The organism is Streptomyces sp. NBC_01498, from assembly GCF_036327775.1.
Taxonomy (GTDB): domain Bacteria; phylum Actinomycetota; class Actinomycetes; order Streptomycetales; family Streptomycetaceae; genus Streptomyces.
Window position 1 is genome coordinate 1,834,323 of the sequence record NZ_CP109598.1, and the last position, 19,545, is coordinate 1,853,867.

13 protein-coding genes are annotated in these 19,545 nt (G+C 72.5%); 5 read left to right on the top strand and 8 right to left on the bottom strand.

Going from position 1 to position 19,545, the window contains the following annotated elements; genetic code table 11:
- Window positions 1–6 precede the first annotated feature (6 nt).
- The 3 genes from OG875_RS07575 to OG875_RS07585 all read left to right on the top strand — a co-directional run bounded on the left by OG875_RS07575 (window position 7) and on the right by OG875_RS07585 (window position 3,183).
- Window positions 7–873, top strand: coding sequence for a phosphatidate cytidylyltransferase (locus OG875_RS07575; protein ID WP_443079074.1), 867 nt, complete (start codon window positions 7–9; stop codon window positions 871–873).
- Window positions 870–2,282 (top strand): lysophospholipid acyltransferase family protein, encoded by a 1,413-nt coding sequence (locus tag OG875_RS07580; RefSeq protein ID WP_330173449.1) that lies wholly within the window; start codon window positions 870–872, stop codon window positions 2,280–2,282. The genes OG875_RS07575 and OG875_RS07580 overlap by 4 nt, the downstream gene beginning before the upstream one ends.
- A 67-nt stretch (window positions 2,283–2,349) precedes the next feature.
- On the top strand, window positions 2,350–3,183 hold the full coding sequence (locus tag OG875_RS07585; RefSeq protein WP_330173450.1) for a DUF1206 domain-containing protein: 834 nt from the start codon (window positions 2,350–2,352) through the stop codon (window positions 3,181–3,183).
- Window positions 3,184–3,431: 248 nt separating this feature from the next.
- Here the strand turns inward: OG875_RS07585 and pruA are convergent, their stop codons facing one another.
- Together pruA and OG875_RS07595 are read right to left on the bottom strand one after the other, a co-directional pair.
- Window positions 3,432–5,063: an L-glutamate gamma-semialdehyde dehydrogenase gene (gene pruA / locus OG875_RS07590; RefSeq protein ID WP_330173451.1), complete on the bottom strand. Its 1,632-nt coding sequence runs from the start codon at window positions 5,061–5,063 to the stop codon at window positions 3,432–3,434.
- Window positions 5,064–5,178: 115 nt separating this feature from the next.
- The gene (locus OG875_RS07595; RefSeq protein WP_330173452.1) at window positions 5,179–6,105 is read right to left on the bottom strand and encodes a proline dehydrogenase family protein; all 927 of its coding nucleotides are present in this window, start codon (window positions 6,103–6,105) and stop codon (window positions 5,179–5,181) included.
- Between the two features lie 176 nt (window positions 6,106–6,281).
- Here OG875_RS07595 and OG875_RS07600 point away from each other — a divergent pair, with 176 nt between their 5' ends.
- On the top strand, window positions 6,282–7,487 hold the full coding sequence (locus OG875_RS07600; protein WP_330177641.1) for a PucR family transcriptional regulator: 1,206 nt from the start codon (window positions 6,282–6,284) through the stop codon (window positions 7,485–7,487).
- An 804-nt stretch (window positions 7,488–8,291) separates the two neighbouring features.
- On the opposite strand, the gene serA is transcribed toward OG875_RS07600, so the two are convergent.
- The 6 genes from serA to OG875_RS07630 all read right to left on the bottom strand — a co-directional run bounded on the left by serA (window position 8,292) and on the right by OG875_RS07630 (window position 18,350).
- Window positions 8,292–9,896 (bottom strand): phosphoglycerate dehydrogenase, encoded by a 1,605-nt coding sequence (serA, locus tag OG875_RS07605; RefSeq protein WP_330173453.1) that lies wholly within the window; start codon window positions 9,894–9,896, stop codon window positions 8,292–8,294.
- A gap of 372 nt (window positions 9,897–10,268) precedes the next feature.
- Window positions 10,269–11,270, bottom strand: coding sequence for a ketol-acid reductoisomerase (gene ilvC, locus OG875_RS07610; protein ID WP_330173454.1), 1,002 nt, complete (start codon window positions 11,268–11,270; stop codon window positions 10,269–10,271).
- Window positions 11,271–11,444: 174 nt separating this feature from the next.
- Window positions 11,445–11,972, bottom strand: a complete 528-nt coding sequence (gene ilvN, locus OG875_RS07615; RefSeq protein WP_078074922.1) for an acetolactate synthase small subunit — start codon at window positions 11,970–11,972, stop codon at window positions 11,445–11,447.
- A 35-nt stretch (window positions 11,973–12,007) separates the two neighbouring features.
- Entirely contained in the window at window positions 12,008–13,894 is a 1,887-nt protein-coding gene (locus OG875_RS07620; RefSeq protein WP_330173455.1) for an acetolactate synthase large subunit, read from the bottom strand.
- Window positions 13,895–14,104: 210 nt separating this feature from the next.
- On the bottom strand, window positions 14,105–17,008 hold the full coding sequence (locus tag OG875_RS07625) for a putative bifunctional diguanylate cyclase/phosphodiesterase (RefSeq protein ID WP_330173456.1): 2,904 nt from the start codon (window positions 17,006–17,008) through the stop codon (window positions 14,105–14,107).
- A 403-nt stretch (window positions 17,009–17,411) separates the two neighbouring features.
- Complete coding sequence (locus tag OG875_RS07630) at window positions 17,412–18,350, bottom strand: 2-hydroxyacid dehydrogenase (RefSeq protein ID WP_330173457.1); 939 nt, start codon at window positions 18,348–18,350, stop codon at window positions 17,412–17,414.
- A gap of 198 nt (window positions 18,351–18,548) precedes the next feature.
- Here OG875_RS07630 and OG875_RS07635 point away from each other — a divergent pair, with 198 nt between their 5' ends.
- Window positions 18,549–19,541 carry an aldo/keto reductase gene (locus OG875_RS07635; RefSeq protein ID WP_330173458.1) on the top strand — a complete coding sequence of 331 codons (993 nt, stop codon included), beginning with the start codon at window positions 18,549–18,551 and terminating at the stop codon, window positions 19,539–19,541.
- Window positions 19,542–19,545 lie beyond the last annotated feature (4 nt).

A 19,545-nucleotide genomic window follows, 5' to 3' on the forward strand; every position in this document is an offset into this window, starting at 1 on the left:
GGGGTCATGACCACGGGCGAGGCCGTGGGGCGCGCCGTGCCGCTGGTCGCCGGGGTTCTCGGGGTGAGCGGGGTAGCGGTGGCGGCGCTGCCGTCGCGCGTCGCGATGCGGGCGGAACTGCGCAGACGGTGGCGGACCTGGGCGATCGCCGCGCCCGTTTTCCTGGGGGCGCTGTTCCTGGGCACCGGGGGCGCGTTCGCGCTCGCCGCGGCGCTCGGGGTGACGGCGGTGGGCGAATACGTACGGCTGGCGGGGCTGCCCCGCGCGGAACTCGCCGTGCTGACCGTGGCCGCCGTCGTCCTGCCCGCCCTGGCGTGGCTGGTGCCCGGTGCGACGGATCCGAGCACGGTGGACCTGAGGGTGGTGGCGCCGCTCCTCCTGGCGGCGGCGCTGCCCGCGCTGCTGGCGGGCGACCACGAGCGGGGCTTCACCCGCGCCGCACGCACCGTCTTCGGCCTGTTGTGGATCGCGGTGCCGCTCACGGGCCTCGTACTGCTCCAGGGGACGGCGGTCGCGGTCGGTCTGGCGGTGGCGCTCGGCGATGTCGGGGCATGGTGCGGCGGTACGGCACTGGGCCGGCGCGGCCCGCTCGCCCGGTCGCTGTCGCCGCTCTCCCCCGGCAAGACCTGGGCGGGAGTGCTCGGGGCGGCGGTCGCGACGGCGCTCGCGCTGGCCGCCGTCGGGGCGTTCACGCCGCCGCTGTGGGCGGCGGTGCTGACCGGCTGTGTCCTCGGTGACCTGCTCGAATCGATGGTCAAGCGGGAGGCGGGCGTGAAGGACGCGGGGAGTTGGCTGCCGGGCTTCGGCGGACTGCTCGACCGCGTCGACTCGCTGCTGGTGGCCCTTCTGCTCGCGATGGTGGTGACGGCATGACGGTACGGGCACGGGCCGGGGCGGCGGCGCGGTCGGCGACGGGGCGGGAGCGGCGCCGGACGGTTGACGGGCACCGGCGGCGGCGTGGTCTCGCGCGGGCGGCCGACCGGTCCGGCGAAAGGCGCGGGCGGGCCGCGCGGGGGCGGCGGCGCGGCACGGCGCGCGACCGCGACGGGGTACGGCGGGGGCGGCGCGGGCGGCGTACGGGCTCCGGCTCGCCGGGCGGGACGCCGACCCCGGCCCGTTCTCTGTCGCTCCTCGGCGCGGGCCTGCGCCGCGCGCTGTGGTGGATCGTCCTCACGCTCACCGGCGGCATACGGGTTCAGGGTCAACTGCCGCCCCGTGGGTGCGTCGTTGTGGCCAACCACTCCTCGCACGCGGACACCGCCGCGCTGCTCGCGGCGCTCGACGCGCGGCACCGGCCCGCCGTCGGTGCCGCGGCCGACTACTGGTTCGCCTCGCCGTGGCGGCGCCGCGTCTGCCGCGTGCTAGCCGCGGGATTCCCGGTGCGGCGCACCGGCGGCGGGACGGCCGATCTGCTGTCCATGGCGGACGCGCTGCGGGCCGGCCGGGCGGTCGCCCTGTTCCCGGAGGGCACCCGGGGAGCGAACGGCACGGTCGGCGCCTTCCACCGGGGCGCCCTGATCCTCGCCGAACGGGCGGGCGTCCCGGTCGTACCGGTGGGCATCACGGGGACGGAGCGGCTGCTGCCCAAGCACGGGCGGCTGCGCCCGTCGCCGGTGCGGGTACGGATCGGTGCGCCGCTGCCGTCGTCGGCCACGCCGGAGGAGGCACGGGCGGCGGTGTCCGCACTGCACGCCCGCGCCCGCCAGGAGCGGCTGCGCGACTCCCCCGTACGGCGCCGGGTGGCGGCGGTGGCCACGGCCCGCAAAGGGCTGCCGCTCGCCTTCGCCTGGGCGTTCGCGGAGGCGCTGAGCTGGCCGCTGATGCCCGAACTGCTGCTGGGCGCGGCGTGCGTCGCCGCTCCCCGGGCCGCCCCGCGGCTCTCCCTCGCCGCGCTCGCCGGCAGCCTGGCCGGCGGGCTGCTGGCTCTCCAACTCGCGAATACGGGGCTCCAGTTGCCCGCACCGCTGACCACGGACCGGATGCGCGCCCAGGTGCGGCAGGAGCTGTCTGCGGAGTCGGCCTCCGCCGTACGCCATCAGCCGTGGAACGGAGTCCCGTTCAAGGTGTACGCCGCCGAGGCGGGCCGCGCCGACGTGCCGGCGGCCGACTGGCTCGCGCACTCCGCGCGGGCGCGCGGCTCGCGGACGCTGACGGTCGGCGCGGCCTTCGGCGCGTTCGGTCTGCTGCTGTGCCGTTTCCGCCGCCACTACGGCGCGTACCTGGCCCTGTTGGGCGCCGGATTCGCCGCCGGGCTGTCGCTGATCGTGGCGGGGTGGAGCTGAGGGCGGGGCGCGTCCCGTTTCCGCGCCCGGACCGGGGGCACTCGACGGACGAAGGGGAGGGTGCCATATGAACGTACAAGCGTTGTCGCTCAGAGGGCGGAGCAAAGGCCGCCAGGCGGCCAACAGTTCGGCTATGGACGCCGCCGCACGCTGGGGTTTCGCCGCGCGCGGTGTGATCTATCTGCTGATCGGCCTGCTGGCGCTCCAGATCGCCTCCGGCGGGAGCGGCCAGCAGGCCGACCGCGGCGGCGCGCTGGCCGAGATCGGCGAGAAGCCGATGGGCTCCGTCGTGCTGTGGGCCCTGGGGATCGGGCTGGTCGGCATGGCGCTGTGGCGGCTCTCGGAGGCACTGTTCGGCGCCTCGGGCCCCGACGGCGGCAAGGCGAGCAAGCGGCTGCTGTCGGCCGCGCGCTTCGTGTTCTACGGCTTCGTGGCCTACTCGGTCCTCTCCTTCGCCGCGGGCGACAAGGGCGGCTCCTCCGGCGACCAGCAGTCGCAGGACATCACGGCCAGGGCGATGGAGCTCCCGGCGGGCCAGTGGCTCGTCGGCGCGGCCGGTGTCGGCATCCTGGGTGCCGGGCTGTGGATCGGGGTGCGCGCCGCGAAGCGGTCGTACCACAAGCATCTGAAGCTCGGGCAGATGTCGCGCAGGGCGAAGCGGTTCATGGACGTGACCGGGGTCGGCGGCGGACTGGCGCGCGGGCTGCTGTTCGCGGCGCTCGGCTGGTTCGTGGTCAAGGCGGCGGTCGACTACAAGCCGGACGAGGCCAAGGGTTTCGACGACACACTGCGCTCGTTCACGGAGACGCCCGCCGGTCCCTGGCTGCTCGCACTGGTCGCGGCCGGGCTGGTGCTCTTCGGAATGTTCTCCTTCGGCATGGCGCGCTACCGCAAGGTCTGAGACCGCCACGGCCACCACTGCCGACGGCCCCGCCTCCGTAAAGAGGCGGGGCCGTCGGCGTATTCGGTCCTGACGTCGTGCTGACGTCGTCCTGAGCGCGTCCTGAGCGCCCCGCCCGAGCGCACCGCGCGCGCACTGAACCCGTGCGCCGAACGCCGCCCTCCTGAAGAAGACACCGCCCCCGAACCGGATTCGGGGCCGGCTCGGGGGCGGGGTTCATGGGGACGGACGGCCCCCGGACAGGGGGCTCAGCCCATGTGCGGGTAGCGGTAGTCCGTCGGGGAGATCAGCGCTTCCTTGATCGCCCGGGTCAGGGTCCACCGCATCAGGTTCTGCGCGGCGCCCGCCTTGTCGTTGGTGCCGGAGGCACGGCCGCCGCCGAAGGGCTGCTGGCCGACCACGGCGCCGGTCGACTTGTCGTTGATGTAGATGTTCCCGGCCGCGTAGCGGAGTGCCGCCATGGCGTGGGCCGCCGCCGCGCGGTCACCGGCGATCACGGCGCCGGTCAGCGCGTACGCGGAGACGGACTCCATCTGCGCAAGCATCGCGTCGTAGTCGGCGTCCTCGTAGACGTGGACCGCGAGGATGGGGCCGAAGTACTCCGTCGTGAAGACCTCGTTGGCCGGGTCGGTGCAGACGACAACCGTGGGGCGGACGAAGTAGCCGACGGAGTCGTCGTACGTGCCACCGGCGACGATCGTGCACGTCGGGTCGGCGGCGGCGCGGTCGATGGCGGCCTTGTTCTTCGCGAAGGCCCGCTCGTCGATGACGGCGCCGATGAAGTTCGACAGGTCGGTGACATCGCCCATCGGGAGGGCGTCGACCTCGGCCGCGAACTCCTCCTTGAAGCCGTCGTTCCAGATCGAGGCCGGGACGTACGCGCGCGAGGAGGCCGAGCACTTCTGGCCCTGGTACTCGAACGAGCCGCGCGTCAGCGCCGTCCTGAGGATGTCGCGGTCGGCGCTCGGGTGAGCGACGACGAAGTCCTTGCCGCCGGTCTCGCCCACGATGCGGGGGTACGAACGGTACTTCTCGATGTTGTTGCCGACGGTCTTCCACAGGTGCTGGAAGGTCTTGGTCGAGCCGGTGAAGTGGATGCCCGCCAGGTCGGGGTGGTTGAGCGCCACCTCGGAGACGGCCAGTCCGTCGCCGGTCACCAGGTTGATGACGCCCTTGGGCAGCCCCGCCTCTTCAAGAAGACGCATCAGCAGCACGGCGGCGTGGGTCTGGGTCGGCGACGGCTTCCAGACGACGACGTTGCCCATCAGCGCGGGGGCGGTCGGCAGGTTGCCGGCGATCGCGGTGAAGTTGAACGGCGTGATCGCGTAGACGAAGCCTTCGAGCGGCCGGTGGTCCAACCGGTTCCACACGCCGGGCGAGTTGGCCGGCGGCTGCTCGGCGAGGATGCCGCGCGCGTACGCGACGTTGAAGCGCCAGAAGTCGACCAGTTCGCAGGGTGTGTCGATCTCGGCCTGCTGGATGGTCTTCGACTGGCCGAGCATCGTCGAGGCGGCCAGCGTCTCGCGCCACGGCCCCGCCAGCAGCTCGGCGGCGCGCAGGATGATCGTGGCACGGTCTTCGAAGGACAGGGCGCGCCAGCCGGGGGCGGCGGCGAGCGCCGCGTCCACGGCGTCCTGGGCGTCCTGCTCGGTGGCGTTGGCGTACGTACCGAGGACGGCGCCGTGGTTGTGCGGCTGGACGACGTCGAAGCGCTCGCCGCCGCCCATCCGCCGCTCGCCGCCGATGGTCATCGGCAGGTCGACGGGGTGGTCGGCCAGCTCCTTGAGCTTGACTTCGAGACGGGCGCGCTCCGGGGAACCGGGGGCGTAGCCGTGCACCGGCTCGTTGACCGGCGTGGGGACCTGGGTCACAGCGTCCATGGTGGCCGAATCTCCTTCTTCAGTAGACGGTTCACGGTCGGCGGTCGGGGGCGGCGATCGGGGTGGCTGTCGGTGGTCGGCAGTCGCGGGCGGTGGCCGCGGTCAGGGCTGCGGCTCAGCCCCGGGTGGCGAGCGAGCGCAGGAAGAAGGCGAGGTTGGCGGGGCGTTCGGCCAGCCGGCGCATGAAGTAGCCGTACCAGTCGGTGCCGTACGCGAGGTAGACACGCACCCGGTGGCCCTCGGCGGCGAGCCGGCGCTGTTCGGCCTCCCGGATGCCGTAGAGCATCTGGAACTCGTACGCGTCCCGCTCACGCCCGGCCCGTACGGCGAGGTCCTGGGCGATCGCGACGAGGCGCGGGTCGTGGGACCCGACCATCGGGTACCCGTCGCCCGCCATCAGCGTCCGGAGGCAGCGCACGTACGCCTTGTCGACCGCGCCCTTGTCCTGGTGCGCGACGCGCGCGGGCTCCTTGTAGGCGCCCTTCACCAACCGTACGCGGGCGCCCGACGCGGCGAGCGCGCGGCAGTCGTCCTCCGTACGGAAGAGGTACGACTGGACGACGGCGCCGGTCTCGGGGAAGCGCTCGCGCAGGGTGCTGTGGATGGCGAGCGTCGAGTCGACGGTGGTGTGGTCCTCCATGTCGAGGGTGACGGTGGTGCCGATCTCGGTGGCGGCCTCGACGACGGTGGTGATGTTGCGGAGCGCCAGGTCGTGGCCGCCCGGCAGGGCCTGTCCGAAGGAGGACAGCTTCACCGACATCTCGGCGCGCGGGCCGAGCCGGAGCGGGGCGAGCGCCTCGATGAGCTTCAGGTAGGCGTCGCGTGCGTGCAGGGCCTCGGCGGGGTGGGTGATGTCCTCACCGAGGACGTCGAGGGTGACGTCGAGGCCGCCGGCCGTCATGGAACGGACGACCGGTGTCGTCCCGTCGACGGTCTCGCCCGCGATGAAGCGGTCCACGACGGGCCTGGTGACCGGAGCGGCCGAGACGGCGCGCCGCATCAGGTCACTGCGCGACGCGGCGAGGATCACGGGACCCAGCACAGGGCACCTCCACGGAATCGACATTGCAGGCCGTACGGGGCGCGAACGCCCGGCGTCGGCACGGAGAACCACTGTGAAATCTAGGGACCGGTCCGATCCTCTGCCATCGACACCTGTCACGCATCCGTGGCCCCGATCTCATACACATGTCTGAAAAGCGGTGGGAGAATGGCCTGGTGAAGGACGACTACCAGCAGCTCGTGGACGAGATCTCGGCGCTGCTCGGCATGCCGCTGACGCTGGAGAACCGGGACTTCGGGCTCATCGCGTTCGGGGTGCACGACAGCGACGACGAGGGCGTGATGGACCCCGTCAGAACGCGGTCCATCCTGACCCGCAGATCCACCCCGGCGGTAAGGGACTGGTTCGAGGGGTTCGGCATCACGCGCGCGACCGGCCCCGTCCGTATCCCGGCGGCGCCGGACGCCGGGGTGTTCCGGGGGCGGATCTGCCTGCCCGTACGGCACCGGGGCACGGTCCTCGGGTACGTGTGGCTGCTGGACGACTCCGGCCAGGGCGGCGGCCCCGCCGACGACCGATTGGCGGCGGCCATGGAGGTGACGGGGCGGATCGGGGCGCTGCTGGCGGAGGAGGCGAAAGCGGGCGCCGACCTGGCGCGGGAGTTCCGGGCCGTGCTGACGGCGGAGCACGGCTGGCAGCGGGACATGGCGGTGGAGGCGCTGCGTGCGGCGCTGGGGCCGGGCGCGGACGGGACGCACGTGGTGGTGTGCGTGACTCCGTGGCGGGGCGCCGACCCGGCGGTGCGCGCGGTCGCCGGTACCGCGGCGCTGTGCACGCTGCCCGATCCGTGGGTGGCCCGCCGGGAGGCGGGCGGTCCTCCCGGGGCCACCGGGGACGCTCCGGGGGTGCCGAGCGCGCTGGCGTTGCTCGTACGGCTCCGCTCCACCGACGCGCTGGCGCCGACGCTGGACGCGGCGTCGCGGCTGCGGGACGTCGCGGGTCCGGGCGCCACCGCCGGGGCGGCCAAGCCGCGCCGCCGGCTGGCCCAGCTTCCGGACGCCTGGCACGAGGCGCTGGCTGCGGCCCGCGCGGCGGCGGCGCAGCCCCGTTTCGGCCCGGTCGCGCGGTGGGCGGACATCGGCCCGTACCGGCTCCTGACGTCGCTGGCCCCGGCAGCCGAGGCGGACCCGGCGGTGCGCCCGCTGCTGACGCCCGCGCACACGGAGCTGACGCACACGGCGGAGGTCTATCTCGATCACGCGGGGCAGGCCGGCCGTACGGCGTCGGAGCTGGGCATCCACCGCCAGACCCTCTACTACCGGCTCTCCCGCATCGAACAGCTCACCGGCCTCGACCTGACCGCCGGCGAGGACCGGCTGCTCCTGCACATGGCGCTGAAGGCGGCACGGCTCGGGCCCTGAGCGAGCCGGGCGGCTATGGGCACGTCGGCCGGTGAGGGGACGAGGTCGGACGCGGGTGTTCCCGAGGAGGACACGTCGGCCCGGCCGCTGATCGGCACCGACTGACGGCCGGGCGGGGGCGGTGGTGGTTCGCCGGCACCTGCTCCCTGGGATCGCAGGTGTGGCCTGTCTGTCCGCGGGGGGGCGGCGGGTCGCGGCGGGAGGGACGGTGCCGCACGGTCCGGGCCGTGTCCGCCGGGAGCTGCGAAGCAGCGGGGAAACGGCCGAGGGGCCCGGGAAGAATCCCGGGCCCCTCGGCGGCGTTCTACGATCCGCCGGTCGGCAGAGCAGCCGGCCGGACGTGCAAGCGGTCGGCCACTCGTCGGCAGACCTCAAGTCCGCCTGTTCGGTGGTCGGTTCGGCCGATCACCGACCGGCCATCAACGAGCCGGTCGTCAGCACTCCGACCATCGGCCGGCCTGCCCGGCCCGACCCGCTCGTCAAGCGATCCTCACCGGTCAGCCGGTCGCCCGCCGGTCGGCGCCCGGCCCGACGTCGGCCGATCATCAGACGATCGCTCACCAGTCGGCCATCAGCGAGCCGGTCGTCAGCACTCCGACCGTCGGTCGGCCTGCCCGGCGCGACCCGCTCGTCAAGCGATCCTCACCGGTCAGCCGGTCGCCCGCCGGTCGGCGCCCGGCCCGGATGCCTGGCGATCGCCCACCAATCAACCCGACGCCGGGCGATCGCCCGCCAGTCGGCCCGATGCCCGCCGATCGCCAGGCAATCGCCCACCGGTCAACCTGCTGACCGATCAACCGCGCGTCAGTCGGTCAGGTCCACCGAGCGGGCCGACGCGGCACCGATCTCGTCGGAGATCTCCGCCAGCACCGCGGGCGGCACGTTGTCGTCGACCGAGAGCACGACCAGCGCCTCGCCGCCCTCCTCCGCGCGCGAGACCTGCATCCCCGCGATGTTCAGCCCCGCCTCGCCGAGAATCCGGCCGACCGTGCCGACGACACCCGGACGGTCCTCGTACCGCAGGACCACCATGTGGTCGGCCAGCGACACGTCGACGTCGTACTCGCCGATCGCCACGATCTTCTGGAGGTGCTTGGGTCCGGCGAGCGTGCCGGCGACCGACACCTCCTCGCCGCCCGAGAGCGTGCCCCGCACCGTGACCACGTTGCGGTGGTCCGGCGACTCGCTGGAGGTCGTCAGCCGCACCTCGACGCCACGCTCCTGCGCGAACAGCGGCGCGTTCACGTACGACACGGTCTCGTCCACGACATCCTCGAACACGCCCTTCAGCGCGGACAGTTCGAGCACCTTCACGTCGTGCTGGGTGATCTCGCCGTAGACCTCCACGTCCAGGCGTACGGCGACCTCGCCCGCCAGCGCCGTGAAGATCCGGCCCAGCTTCTCGGCGAGCGGCAGGCCCGGCCGTACGTCCTCGGCGATGACGCCGCCCTGCACGTTCACCGCGTCGGGCACGAGCTCGCCGGCGAGCGCGAGCCGCACCGACCTGGCGACCGACACACCCGCCTTCTCCTGCGCCTCGTCCGTAGACGCGCCGAGGTGCGGGGTGCAGACGACCTGGTCGAACTGGAAGAGCGGGGAGTCCGTGCAGGGCTCCTTCGCGTACACGTCCAGACCGGCGCCCGCGACGCGGCCCTCCTTGAGCGCGGAGGCCAGCGCCTCCTCGTCCACGATGCCGCCGCGCGCGGCGTTGACGATGCGCACCGTCGGCTTGACCTTGTGCAGCGCCTCGTCGCCGATCAGACCCAGGGTCTCGGGGGTCTTCGGCAGGTGCACGGTGATGAAGTCCGACACCTCCAGCAGCTCGTCCAGCGACAGCAGCTTGACGCCCATCTGCGCGGCCCGCGCGGGCTGTACGTAGGGGTCGTACGCGACGATCTTCATGCCGAACGCCGACATGCGCTGCGCGACCAGCACACCGATACGGCCGAGACCGACGACACCGAGCGTCTTCTCGCTCAGCTCGACGCCCGTGTACTTGCTGCGCTTCCACTCGCCGTTCTTCAGCGCGGTGTTGGCCTGCGGGATGTGGCGCGCGGTGGCGACCAGCAGACCGCAGGCCAGCTCGGCCGCCGTGACGATGTTCGAGGTGGGGGCGTTGACGACCATCACGCCGGCCTTGGTGGCGGCGGAGACGTCGACGTTGTCGAGACCGACTCCGGCGCGGGCGACGACCTTCAGCCGCTTGGCCGCGGCCACCGCCTCGGCGTCGACCTTGGTCGCGGAGCGGACGAGGATCGCGTCCACGTCGGCGATGGCGGGCAGCAGTTCGGCGCGGTCGGCGCCGTTGCAGTGGCGGATCTCGAAGTCCGGACCGAGCGCGTCGACGGTGGCGGGCGACAGCTCCTCGGCGATGAGTACAACCGGCTTTTCATTGGAACGCGAGCTCACGTGAGGTCCTCACAAGTCCATTGCGGACGGCCGTCCCGACGGCCGCAGGCGGCGGAGGGTGACAGGCCCTGGTCCGGGCCTGATCGCGTGGAAGACGCACGACGTTGTGGGCCTGACGCGGGTGTATCGAGCAGTGTAGTGGTGCGGGCGGCGGAGGTTTTCCGCCTTGACGGGCAGATCACTCGTACGTGCTTTCCGCCTCGGCGGGGAGGTCACCCGTACGTGGGCGGGCCCCGCGTGCGCCCTTCGACGGCGCCACGAGGCCCCCTCTGGAGCCGCCGTGTCGCGGCCCCCGGCGGGGCGGCGTCGGCCGGGCGGGCGGCCCCCGGTGCCGGGCCCGCGCTTCGGGTCCGGCACCGGGAACGCGTCGTCTCAGGCCTCGTCGTTGTCGACCCAGCTCATGAGCTTGCGCAGCTCGCGGCCGGTGCTCTCCAGCAGCGAGTCGCTGTCGGCCTTCTTGTACTCGTTGTACTTCTTCAGACCGCCGTGGTACTCGTCCATCCAGTTCTGGGCGAACGTGCCGTCCTGGATCTCGGCGAGGACCTTCTTCATCTCGGCCTTGGTCTGGTCCGTGATGATCCGGGGGCCGGTCACGTAGTCGCCCCACTCGGCGGTCTCGGAGACCGACCAGCGCATCTTGTCCAGGCCGCCCTCGTACATCAGGTCCACGATCAGCTTCAGCTCGTGGAGGCACTCGAAGTACGCGATCTCCGGCTGGTAGCCCGCCTCGACCAGGGTCTCGAAGCCCGCCTTGACCAGCGCCGACGTACCACCGCAGAGAACGACCTGCTCACCGAAGAGGTCGGTCTCGGCCTCCTCGCTGAAGGTGGTCTTGATGACGCCGGCGCGGGTGCCGCCGATGCCCTTGGCGTAACTCAGGGCCAGTTCGAAGCCCTTGCCGGTGGCGTCCTGCTCGACGGCCGCGATGCACGGCACGCCGCGGCCCTCCTCGTACTGGCGGCGGACCAGGTGGCCGGGGCCCTTCGGGGCGACCATGGCGACGTCGACGCCCGCGGGCGGCTTGATGAAGCCGAAGCGGATGTTGAGGCCGTGCCCGAAGAAGAGGGCGTCGCCGTCCTTCAGGTTGTCCTTGATGGACTCCTCGTAGACCTGCGCCTGGATCGGGTCCGGCACCAGGATCATGATGACGTCGGCCTCGGCCGACGCCTCGGCGGGCGTCACCACGCGCAGGCCCTGCTCCTCGGCCTTCTTCTTGGACGTGGACCCCTCGTGCAGGCCGACCCGGACGTCGACACCCGAGTCACGGAGCGACAGCGCGTGGGCGTGGCCCTGGCTGCCGTAACCGATGACCGCGACCTTGCGGCTCTGGATGATGGACAGGTCGGCATCGGCGTCGTAGAACAGCTCGGCCACTGGGTCTTCTCCTTGGTGTGCAAACTGAGGTTTCGCTGTGTGCCCCGCCCCACCGTACGGCGGGGCGGGCAAAGGCCGTCTCACGGTCTCGGCATACGAACCGGCGACCGGCGGACCGGCACGGGCGCGCGGGATCGCGGGCGTACGGCCCCGGCTCCCGCCCGCCCGCGCGGGCTACGCGCTGCGGTCGAGCGCCCGCAGACTGCGGTCGGTGATGGAACGCGCGCCGCGCCCTATGGCGATCGTGCCGGACTGGACCAGCTCCTTGATGCCGAACTGCTCCAGCATCTTCAGCATGGCGTCGAGCTTGTCACTCGATCCGGTGGCCTCGATCGTGACGGCCTCGGGCGAGACGTCCACGGTCTTGGCGCGGAAGAGCTGCACGATCTCCACGATCTGGGAGCGCGTCTCGTTGTCGGCGCGGACCTTCACCAGGACGAGTTCGCGCTGGATCGCCGCGCCGGGTTCCAGCTCGACGATCTTCAGGACGTTGATCAGCTTGTTGAGCTGTTTCGTCACCTGTTCGAGCGGCAGGTCCTCGACATTGACCACGATGGTGATACGGGAGATGTCGGGGTGCTCGGTGACCCCCACCGCGAGGGAGTCGATGTTGAAGCCGCGCCGGGAGAACAGGGCGGCGATCCTGGCGAGGATGCCGGGGGTGTTCTCCACCAGGACGGAGAGGGTGTGTTTGGAAGACATGATCGTCGTTCTTTCTCTCGCTCTCGGCATCCGGCTCAGTCGTCCAGGCTGTCGCCGAAGTCGGGGCGCACGCCCCGGGCGGCCAGGACCTCGTCGTTGGAGGTGCCCGCGGCCACCATCGGCCAGACCTGGGCGTCCTCGTGGACGATGAAGTCGACCACCACGGGGCGGTCGTTGATGGAGTTCGCCTTGGCGATCACCGCGTCCAGCTCGTCCGGGGACTCGCACCGCATGGAGACGCAGCCCATGGCCTCGGCCAGCTTCACGAAGTCCGGGACACGGGTGCCGCCGTTGGGCTTGGCGTCCTCCGCGCGGCCCGCGCCCTCGAAGGAGCCGCCGGAGGCGACATCGGGGCCGGCGTGCAGGACGGTGTTGGAGTAGCGCTGGTTGTAGAACAGGGTCTGCCACTGGCGGACCATGCCCAGCGCGCCGTTGTTGATGATCGCGACCTTGATGGGGATGTTGTTGAGGGCGCAGGTGGTCAGTTCCTGATTGGTCATCTGGAAGCAGCCGTCGCCGTCGATGGCCCACACCGTACGGTCCGGGCGGCCGGCCTTGGCGCCCATCGCGGCCGGGACCGCGTAGCCCATCGTGCCCGCGCCGCCGGAGTTGAGCCAGGTGGCGGGCTGTTCGTAGTCGATGAAGTGGGCGGCCCACATCTGGTGCTGGCCGACGCCCGCCGCGTAGATGGTGTCGTCCGGGGCCAGTTGGCCGATGCGCTGGATGACGTGCTGCGGCGAGAGGCTGCCGTCCGCGGGCTGGTCGAAGCCGAGCGGGTAGGTCTCGCGCCAGCGGCTCAGGTCGCGCCACCAGGCGCTGTAGTCACCGGTGTTGCCGTCGGTGTGCTCGGCCTGGACGGCCTGGACGAGGTCGGCGAGGACCTCGCGGGCGTCACCGACGATCGGCACGTCCGCGGCGCGGTTCTTGCCGATCTCGGCGGGGTCGACATCGGCGTGGACGATCTTCGCGTAGGGGGCGAAGCTGTCCAGCTTGCCGGTGACCCGGTCGTCGAAGCGGGCGCCGAGGGCGACGATCAGGTCGGCCTTCTGGAGCGCGGTGACGGCGGTGACCGACCCGTGCATGCCCGGCATTCCCACGTGCAGCGGGTGGCTGTCGGGGAAGGCGCCCAGCGCCATCAGGGTGGTGGTGACGGGGGCGTTGGTCAGCTCGGCGAGCATCCGCAGTTCGGCGGTGGCACGGGCCTTGATGACCCCGCCGCCGACGTACAGCACCGGCCGCTTGGCCTGGGTGATCAGCTTGGCGGCCTCGCGGATCTGCTTGGCGTGCGGCTTGGTGACGGGGCGGTAGCCGGGGAGCTCCTGGGTGGGCGGCCAGCTGAAGGTGGTCTTCGCCTGGAGGGCGTCCTTGGCGATGTCGACCAGGACCGGGCCCGGACGGCCGGTGGAGGCGATGTGGAACGCCTCGGCGATGGTGCGCGGGATGTCCTCGGCCTTGGTGACCAGGAAGTTGTGCTTGGTGATCGGCATCGTGATGCCGCAGATGTCCGCCTCCTGGAAGGCGTCCGTGCCGATGGCCTTGCTCGCCACCTGGCCGGTGATCGCGACGAGCGGCACGGAGTCCATGTGCGCGTCGGCGATGGGGGTGACCAGGTTGGTGGCGCCGGGGCCCGAGGTGGCCATGCAGACGCCGACCTTGCCGGTGGCCTGCGCGTACCCGGTGGCCGCGTGGCCGGCGCCCTGCTCGTGGCGGACCAGGATGTGCCGGACCCGGGTGGAGTCCATCATCGGGTCGTAGGCGGGGAGGATCGCGCCGCCGGGGATGCCGAATACGGTGTCGGCCCCCACTTCCTCAAGAGAGCGGATGAGGGACTGCGCGCCCGTGACGTGCTCAACGGTGGCGGACGAGGGTCCGCCACTACGGGCGCGCGGCGTCGGGTGGGCCCCGGTGGCCTGCTCGGTCATCGTCAATCTCTTCTCAAGGCTGAGGGTTTTTGCGTGGTTTTGGGCGGTGCCGGTGCAACAAAAAACCCCTCGTGCCGGGAGGCAGGCGAGGGGAGCGCGTCGGTGCGGTCTACAGAACCGATGACGGTCACTGTGTCAGCCGACGCGCTGTCCAAGTACGAGAATTCGGGTGCGCATGGCATTGACCCTCCCTCCGACGCGCCGCCACTGTCAAGTGGGTGGGACTGGCGTCTCAACATTTGAGCGGAGGGTAGGACGGTTGAGGGGGCGCGGGATCATGTCGGGGGTGGCCGCGCGCGTACGCCGCACGGGCAGCGATCCGGCGGTCAGCACCGGCAGCGGCGGGACCCCGGGGACGGCGAAACCGCCCCGGACCAGGGCGCGGCGCAGCCGGTACTCGTCGAGCGGGCCGGAGAACGCCGTGCCCTGCCCGTGGGTGCAGCCCATGGCGCGCAGTGCCGTGACCTGTTCCGGCAGGTCCACGCCCTCGGCCACCGAGACCATGCCGAGGTCGCAGGCGATCCGGAGCAGTCCGGCCGTGATCTTGTGCAGCCGGGCGGACTCCACGACGCCCTCGACCAGCCCCCGGTCGAGTTTCAGTACGTCGACGGGGAGCCGGCGCAGCGCGTTGATCGCCGCGTAGCCGCTGCCGAAGCCGTCCAGCGCGATCCGTACGCCGAGACGGCGCAGGGCGACCAGACGGCGTTCCAGCTCGTCCAGGGAGGTCCGGGGATCGCTGTCGGCCAGTTCGATCAGCAGGGCTCCGGAGGGCAGCCCGTGGCGGGTCAGGAGTGCCTCGATGGAGCCGAGCGGCAGGGAGCGGTCGAGGAGTCTGCGGGCGGAGAGCCGGACGGTGACCGGTGTGGCGTGGCCGGCGCGGGCGCGCTCGGCGGCCTGCTTGACGGCCTCCTCCAGGAGCCAGCGTCCTAACTCGGCGGTGCGGTCGCTGTCGTCGGCGCCGCGCAGGAACTCGGCGGGTGTGTAGAGGATGCCCTGGGTGGAGCGCCAGCGGGCCTGGGCGGCGACGGCGGAGATCTGTCCGGTGGCCAGGTCGACCACGGGCTGGTGGAGCAGGGCGAACTCGCCGTCGCGCAGGGCGGTGCGCAGCTTGGTGGCCAGTTCGGTCCTGCGGACCACGTCGGCCTGCATCTGGGGCGCGTACAGCTCGACGCGGTTCTTGCCGCCGGCCTTGGCGCGGTACATGGCGAGGTCGGCGTTGCGCATGAGGTCGGTGGGGGTGGTGCCGGGCTCGGCGAAAGCGACGCCGATGGAGGCGGCGACCCGGACGTCGTTGCCGTCGATGCGGTACGGCTGGGAGAGCCGCAGGCGCAGCCGGTCGGCGATCTCGTGGACCTGGTACTCGCGGGCGGTCTGGTCGTCGGTGCCGTCGCCGAGGATGAGCGCGGCGAACTCGTCCCCGCCGAGCCGGGCGGCGGTGTCCCCGGCCCGTACGGACTCCTGGAGGCGGCGGGCGGCGTGGATCAGCAGTTCGTCGCCGACCTGGTGGCCGAGGCGGTCGTTGACGCCCTTGAAGCCGTCGAGGTCGATGAAGAGCACCGCCGTGCCGGGGTCGTGGACCCGGCGGCCGGACAGGGAGCGGCGGACCCGCTCGGTGAACAGGGCGCGGTTGGGCAGGTCGGTGAGCGGATCGTGCTCGGCGTTGTGCTGCAACTGGGCCTGGAGCCGGACGCGTTCGGTGACGTCGCGGCTGTTGAGGATCAGGCCGCCCTGGTGGCGGTTGACCGTCGACTCCACGTTCAGCCAGTCGCCGGTGCCGGAAGCGAAGCGGCATTCGATGCGGGTGGTGGGTTCCTCCGTGGGAGGGGCGGCGAGGAAGCGCCGTACCTCGCGTTTGACCCGGCCGCGGTCGTCCGGGTGGATGATCGATTCGAGCGGGGCGCCGACGAGACCGTCCGCCTCGCGTCCGTAGACACCGGCGGCGGCCGGGCTGACGTAGTCGAGGGTGCCCTCGGGTCCGGCGATCATGATGACGTCGCTGGAGCCCTGGACCAGGGAACGGAAGTGGTTCTCCTTCTGGGCCAGTTCGTGGGTGAGCGCGATGTTGTCGACGAGCATGATGCCCTGCCGGACGACCAGGGCCAGGACGACCGTGCAGCCGGTGAGGACCACCACGCGGTCGACGCGCCGGCCCTCGATGACGTTGTACAGGATGCCCAGGGTGCACACGGCGGCGGCGAGATACGGCGTGAGGGCCGCCAGGGAGCCCGCTATGGGCCTGCCGGAGTTCCGGGGTCCCCGGGGCGCCCGCACGTGCGCGGGGGCGCTCTCCTCGGCCTTGCGGACGCCCCAGGGCGCGTACGCGAGCAGCAGCGACCCGGCGAACCAGCCCGCGTCGAGCAGTTGGCCCGAGCGGTAGCTCTCGCGGAGCAGCGGGGAGGTGAACAGCGCGTCGCACACGACCGTGAGGGCGAGCGCGGCGATGGCGGAGTTGATCGCCGTACGGCTGCCGGTGGAGCGCCGGAAGTGCAGGGCGAGCACCATGCTGACGAGCACGATGTCCAGCAGCGGATAGGCGAGGGAGAGCGCCGCGTGGGCGACGGTCTCGCCGTCGAAGTGCGTGGTGTGGGCGAGCGCGAGGCTCCAGGACAGGGTGAGGAGCGAGCCGCCGATCAGCCAGGCGTCGAGACCGAGACAGACCCAGCCGGCCTTGCTGACGGGGCGTTTGGCCAGGACGAGCAGGCCGACGATGGCCGGTGGCGCGAAGCAGAGGAAGAACAGGTCGGCGAGGGACGGGCTCGGCACGGGGCGGTCGAGGACCACCTCGTACCAGCCCCAGACCGCGTTCCCGCCGGCGGCCATCGCGGAGGAGAGCGAGAAGAGCAGCCAGGCGGGGCGGAAGCGGCTGTCGTTGCCCCGGGCGTAGAGGAAGCAGGAGACCGCCGCGATGAGGGCGGCGACGCTGAGGCCGAAGTCGCCCATGATCAGGGCCACTTCGCGGGAGCCCCAGCCGAGGGCCGCGCCCGTGGCGTAGCCGCCGCAGATCAGGGCGAGGAGGAGTTGCGCGAGGAGGCCGCCGCCGTCGGCGTCCTTGTCGGTGCCGTTCGTGCCGCCGGAGGTGTCGGGGCGGCCGATGAGGGCCTCGGGGGCGGTCACGGGGTCACCTCGGAGCGCGTCGCCGTCACCGCCGGGCCGCCGGGTCCGGTCGCCCGCGGGGCGGCCGTCGTCCCGATACGGGGCGCCGTGCCTGGGGCCGGCAGGACGCGCGCCGCCGGGGCGCGGTCCTTCCCGGCCGGGCCGTGCGTGGTCGCGGCCGGGCCGCGTGCCGGCGGGCCCTCGGCCCGTCGTGGGTGGCCCTTCCGCGTCGGATCGTTCGTCCATCGGCAGTACATCGCCCGTCGCCCCCCTCGGATTCTGATCGCTCCGCCACGCCGCCCCTCGCGCGGCGCGGCCCCCAGATCGGGACGATACACCAGACTCGTCACTCAGGGACATAGTTCTCCTACTCTCTGTGACGAGCAGGGGAGTTGTCGATCCCTGGGTGCGGATCCGCGCGGGCTCAGCCGGTGGTGAGCACGACGTTGCGCAGAACCTCCCCCGCCGCGTAGCGGGTGAGCTGATCGGCGAGCAGACGCTTGGCACGGGGCATGAAGGCCGAGGTGGAGCCGCCCACGTGCGGGCTGATGACGACACCCGGAGCATGCCAGAGAGGGTGGCCCGCCGGGAGGGGTTCCGGATCGGTGACGTCCAGAGCGGCCCGGATCCTTCCGCTTTCCAGTTCGGCGAGGAGCGCCCCGGTGTCGGCGACGGGGCCGCGCGCGACGTTCACGAACAGGGCGCCGTCCTTCATCCGGGCCAGGAACTCGGCTCCGGCCAGCCCCTTCGTCTCCTCGGTGAGCGGCGTCGTCATGATCACGACGTCCGCCTCGGGGAGCAGGTCCGGCAGATCGGCGAGCGCGTGCACGGGGCCGCGCTCGGTGGCACGGGCGGAGCGCGCCACGCGCGCCACCCGCGCGCACTCGAAGGGCGTGAGCCGGTCCTCGACGGCCGCGCCTATGGAGCCGTAGCCGACGATGAGGACGGACCTGTCGGCGAGCGCGGGGTAGAAGCCGGAGCGCCACTCCTCGGCGTCCTGGCCCCGGACGAAGCCGGGGATGCCGCGCAGGGAGGCGAGGATCAGCGCGAGGGTGAGCTCCGCCGTGCTGGCCTCGTGGACGCCTCGGGCGTTGCAGAGGCGTACGCCGGCGGGCAGTGTGCCGAGTCCCGGTGTGACGTGGTCGATCCCGGCCGACAGGGTCTGGACGACGCGTACGGACGTCATGGCGGCGAGGGGCCGGAGCGCGACGTCCATGCCCTTCATGTACGGCACGACGTAGAAGGCGCAGTCGGCCGGGTCGGCGGGGTAGTCCGCGCCGCCGTCCCAGTGGCGGTAGGCCAGGTCCCCGGGGAGTCCTTCTATCTCGTCGGCGGGGATCGGCAGCCACACGTCTGGAGTCATGGTCAGGAGGCTATGCGACGCCCCCGGGGGCGAAGAAGGGCCCGGTGCCCCGGCGGCGGGGAGGGGCGCCGTGCGGGCGGGCGCGGACGGGGCCGGGGTGTCGCGGCGCCGGCGGGGCCATGAGGTTAGCTGGTGGGTGTCCGGCGGCGGTGCGTCCGGCGGGAGCGGGCGTGTGAAGCGGCGGGAGGGGCAGGGCAGTTGGAGCGCAGGGCGATCGGTGCGACGGCACTCACGGTGGGCGCCGTCGGACTCGGCTGTATGCCGATGAGCTGGGCCTACACCGCGTCCGAGCGGCGGGGCGACCGTTCGTCGCGCACGGTGCACGCGGCGCTCGACGCGGGTACGACGCTGCTGGACACGGCCGACATGTACGGCCCGTTCACCAACGAGCTGCTGCTGGGGCGGGTGCTGGAGGAGCGGCGGGGCGACGTCTTCCTGTCCACCAAGTGCGGTCTGCTGGTGGGTGATCAGCATCTCGTCGCCAACGGCCGCCCCGGCTATGTGCGCCGGGCGTGCGACGCGTCGCTGCGGCGGCTGCGGACGGATGTGATCGACCTGTACCAGCTGCACCGCGCCGATCCGGAGGTGCCGGTCGAGGAGACCTGGGGCGCGATGGCGGAGCTGGTGGCGGCGGGGAAGGTGCGGGCGCTGGGGATGTGCGCGGTGGACGCGTCCGCGTCGCGCCGTACGGGCGCGGACCGGTACGGCGGAACGATTCGGCTGCTGGAGCGGATGCAGCAGGTGTTCCCGGTGAGCGCGGTGCAGGCGGAGCTGTCGGTCTGGTCGCGGGAGGCGGCGGAGCGGCTGCTGCCGTGGTGCGCGGCGCGGGGGGTGGGATTCCTGGCGGCGATGCCGCTGGGCAACGGCTATCTGACCGGGACGCTCACCCCGGGGCAGGGGTTCGAGCCGGACGACGTACGGGCCAGGCATCCGCGCTTCACCGCCGAGATGATGGCGTCGAACCAGCCGGTGGTGGCGGGGCTGCGGCGGGTCGCCGAGCGGCACGGGGCGACCCCGGCGCAGGTGGCGCTGGCGTGGGTGCTGGCACGCGGCCCGCAGGTGGTGCCCGTTCCGGGGGCGAAGCGGGAGCGGTGGGCGGTGGAGAACGCGCGCGCGGCGGAGCTGGAGCTGTCACCGGCGGATCTGGCCGAGATCGCGGCGCCGCCCCCGGCGTGGGAGTCGTGGCACTGACACC